Genomic DNA, 3453 nt, shown 5'->3' on the forward strand with positions numbered 1-3453 from the left:
GGATGTGTTGTAGTACAGATGAATCCGCGAATTCGAGGTTTGATGATCATATTCAACTTCCTTAAAAAATCAGGTTAAGGATAAGAGTTTCGTGCGCAAATGGCATCTAATTTCTGTAAAAATGTGGTGAAAATGCAAGTGGTTGGAGCACTCAACTGATATTTGTCGACTAAGTCACCATTTGTTAACGCTTCTATTGCGACTTCTACGACAAAAACAAAAAAGGCACCTTATTAGGTGCCTTTTATCATTTCGTTATCTAAGCAACGCTATTTAGCTTAGGTTTTAACTCTTTTCGCGTCAAAGTTTCACTAAAGTCATGACTGAAGTGGTCAACTTGAATCGCTGTGTAACGTAGTTTATCAGCAGCAACAATTTGGTCGACTTCTTCTTGTGTCAGAACATCGGCAGCAAGTGCTTGAGCCAGTTTGTCTGCCAACAAGCCTTTACGAGCCACTTTGCCCTCTTTCACTGCTTTAAAGATCTTACGCTCCAGAGGCTTGATGCTGTACATCGCATTGAACGCGTTCTCCATAAGGCCAACACTATCATCCTCTTCCTTGCCGATGTAGCAAAGGTGAGTCAGACGTTCACGGTGTGCTCCCGGAGTCATCAAGCTTTCTGCTAGTTGAACTGTTAGGTTATCACTTGGTTTTTCGAAGTGGTTACCTACAGGGAAAACTAGACCTTTAAGTACTTTGCCAACCATCTTGTTCGGGAAGTTACGGTACGCTTCTTGTAACGACTTAGCCGCATTGTGGAAACAGTGTTGAACCGCGTAGTGTACGTAGTCTAGGTCAGCTTGTTGACGACCTTCGTCTTCATACTTTTTAAGTGCAGCAGACGCCATGTATAGGTAACTTAGACCATCACCCAAACGTGCAGAGATAAGTTCTTTACGTTTCAGTTCGCCACCTAATGTCAACATTGCGAAATCCGCACTCACTGCAAGCGCGCGGCTCAAGCGAGTCAAATCTTGGTAGTAAGGCTTCGTTGGACCACTCATGTCGGCTTTAATGAACTTAGAGCCAGTAAGTGCTGCACCAAACGCGCCAAACGTGTTTTTAGTTGCGTGTGAGATGTGCTTGAACAACAAGCTATCAAAGTCTTTTGCACCTTGCTTCTCATCTGGGTTCGCTGCCGCTTCCATTTCGCTCAATACGTATGGGTGACAACGTGTCGCACCTTGACCGAAGATCATCAGGTTACGAGTTAGAATGTTCGCACCTTCTACTGTGATAGCAACTGGAATACCTAGGTAAGGCGCAGCCAAGTAGTTCATTGGGCCATCTTGAATTGCACGACCTGAATGGATATCCATTGAGTCATTCAGAATAGTACGAGCCATCTCTGTCATGTGATACTTCGCGATAGCCGTTACGATACCCGGCTTCTCTTTCATATCAAGTGAAGTGGTTGTCAGTGTACGAGTCGCTTCTAATAGATACGTTAAACCACCAATACGGCCTAAGCTCTCTGCAACACCTTCAAATTTACCAATCGACATACCGAACTGCTTACGAACATAAGCGTATGCGCCGGTCGTTTTCGCTGTTAGGTGGCCCATCGCCGTGCCCAGTGCGGGTAATGAGATACCACGACCTGCAGACAGACATTCCACCAGCATACGCCAGCCTTTACCTGCGTAATCTGCGCCACCGATTAGCCATTCCATAGGAATAAATACATCGTGACCGCGTGTTGGACCATTCATAAACGCAAGACCAAGTGGATCATGACGCTCACCAATCACAACACCTTCGTGGTCTGCCGGGATAAGCGCACAAGTGATACCAATGTCTTCTTTGTCACCCAGTAGCTTTTCTGGATCGTGCAGTTTGAAAGCCAAACCAAGTACCGTTGCCACTGGTGCTAGCGTAATGTAACGCTTGTTCCAGTTAAGCTTGATGCCTAGTGTCTCTTTACCTTCGTGCATGCCCATACACACTGTACCGACATCAGGGATACCACCCGCATCAGAACCTGCTTCAGGTCCTGTTAGTGCGAAACAAGGGATGTCTGTACCGTCAGCAAGACGAGGTAGCCAGTAATCTTTTTGATCTTGAGTACCGTAGTGAGACAGCAGCTCACCAGGGCCAAGAGAGTTTGGAACCATTACCGAAACCGCAGTACTGATACTACGCGTCGCAATTTTAGTTACGATGGTAGAGTTGGCGTGCGCTGAAAATTCACGACCGCCGTACCCTTTCGCGATAATTAGCGAGAAGAAACGCTCTTTGCGTAAAAAGTTCCAAACTTCCTCTGGAAGATCTCGGTCTTCTTTCACAATTTTGTGGTCATCTAGCATAGCGAGCAAAGTTTCAAGTTCATTATCCATGAACGATTGCTCTTCTGCTGTCAGCTGAGGTTTTGGGTACTGGTGAAGCTTAGTGAAATCTGGTTTACCAGAAAACAGCTCTCCGTCCCACCACACGCTACCCGCTTCCATCGCTTCTTTCTCGGTGCTAGATAGTGGTGGTAGTACTTTTTTAAAGAGTTTAAAAGCTGGGTCACTTACCCATTTTTGTCTTAGAGAGCTCATAGTTCAGATCCTTTTGTTCACTATATTGTTTGTGAATATTTTGCTTTTTATTGTTTTATTCTTTTGCTGACATGCCAGCGGCCAAAAATGGAATGAGAATATCGACCACTGCCTTAGCATCTATCTTTGTGTCGTAGTCATTCTCTGCAATTTCTATTAGAGCTTGGCTAGACGCCATGGTGAAAACACAAGTCCCAAGGGTGAAGTGCAATCGCCAAAATAACTGTTCTTGAGTGAGGTTTGGGTTGGCTTTCATTACTGAGTTGGTAAACAAAGTCAGTACTTCGCTATAACGAGTAGTAATGAACCAACGCAAATGACCTTGCACATCTGTATAGCCTCGACCGATGAGTAACATAAATCGACTCGTACCATTTGGCCTTACATCATTGAGTGCCCTTAGTGGCTGCCTTAAAGACTCAAACACGTCACTCATAGAATACGTTTCGTTCAAATTTAAGTTCACTAGTGCATCTTGCAATGCTGGCATAAATGCTTCTAAGTAACGATTGAGTACCGCACGAACCAGAGTCTTCTTATCGCCAAAGTGGTAGTTCACTGAAGCAAGATTGACATTGGCTTTACTCGTAATCGTGCGTAAAGAGGTGTCATTAAAACCGTGCTCAGCAAATAAGCCTTCAGCCACATCTAAGATTTTGTCTTTGGTTGTACTTCTTGGTGCCATTTCAATCACTCGTATTAAACAACTGTTTGAAATATACGCTTAGAACATTTATTTAACAAGCAAGCAACATCACATTTTCACAAATTGGTCGTACCAGTTATAAGCATTACGTTCTAAGCGATTGAATAGAGACGCGTTTAATTAAAAAGAGAAAATTAATGAATTTTTTGGGGAACTGAAATGATAATCGAGGGTCATAAATTAAGTAGAAAACAGAGTATTTAGA

2 protein-coding genes are annotated in these 3453 nt (G+C 43.8%); both read right to left on the reverse strand.

Annotated elements, in window-relative coordinates; translation table 11 throughout:
• Positions 1-259: 259 nt before the first annotated feature.
• Complete coding sequence (locus AB4232_RS22095) at positions 260-2542, reverse strand: acyl-CoA dehydrogenase (protein WP_004734682.1); 2283 nt, start codon at positions 2540-2542, stop codon at positions 260-262.
• Positions 2543-2597: 55 nt separating this feature from the next.
• On the reverse strand, positions 2598-3227 hold the full coding sequence (locus tag AB4232_RS22100) for a TetR/AcrR family transcriptional regulator (RefSeq protein WP_041472843.1): 630 nt from the start codon (positions 3225-3227) through the stop codon (positions 2598-2600).
• Positions 3228-3453 lie beyond the last annotated feature (226 nt).

Source organism: Vibrio sp. 10N.286.46.A8 (assembly GCF_041470165.1).
In the GTDB taxonomy this organism is placed as follows: Bacteria; Pseudomonadota; Gammaproteobacteria; order Enterobacterales; family Vibrionaceae; genus Vibrio; species Vibrio tasmaniensis_A.

Bases quoted from the DNA above. Each gene is read 5' to 3' on its own strand.
- AB4232_RS22095 (WP_004734682.1), bottom strand. From the start codon at position 2,542: ATGAGCTCTCTAAGACAAAAATGGGTAAGTGACCCAGCTTTTAAACTC.
- AB4232_RS22100 (WP_041472843.1), bottom strand. From the start codon at position 3,227: ATGGCACCAAGAAGTACAACCAAAGACAAAATCTTAGATGTGGCTGAA.